This is a genomic window from Chryseobacterium sp. SIMBA_028 (assembly GCF_046535285.1).
Taxonomy (GTDB): Bacteria; Bacteroidota; Bacteroidia; order Flavobacteriales; family Weeksellaceae; genus Chryseobacterium.
The window spans coordinates 1-238 of the sequence record NZ_JAWRWZ010000803.1; the positions used below are offsets into that span (position 1 = coordinate 1).

Sequence of the window (238 nt, forward strand, 5' to 3'; positions counted from 1 at the left end):
GAGATATATTCGTATGTAGTATATACTGTAGAAGAATCACAATAGGTAACTGTAGAAAAAGTAGTTACTGTAAAGTTTACAGATACAGAATACGTACCTGTAGTACCAGAACATACTGCAGCTACCTGTGCTTCATACGTTCCAGCTGTCAAACCAGTAACATTAATTGCAGATCCTGATGTAGCAACTTGCGTCCAAGTAGTATCAGTAGTTTTCTTATAACGTACAATATACGTAG

At 36.1% G+C, this 238-nt stretch carries 1 protein-coding gene; it reads right to left on the minus strand.

What is annotated here, in order from left to right:
• Window positions 1–238, minus strand: a 238-nt coding sequence (locus SCA31_RS25445; protein WP_410699705.1) for a fibronectin type III domain-containing protein, incomplete at both ends; no start/stop codon positions are given.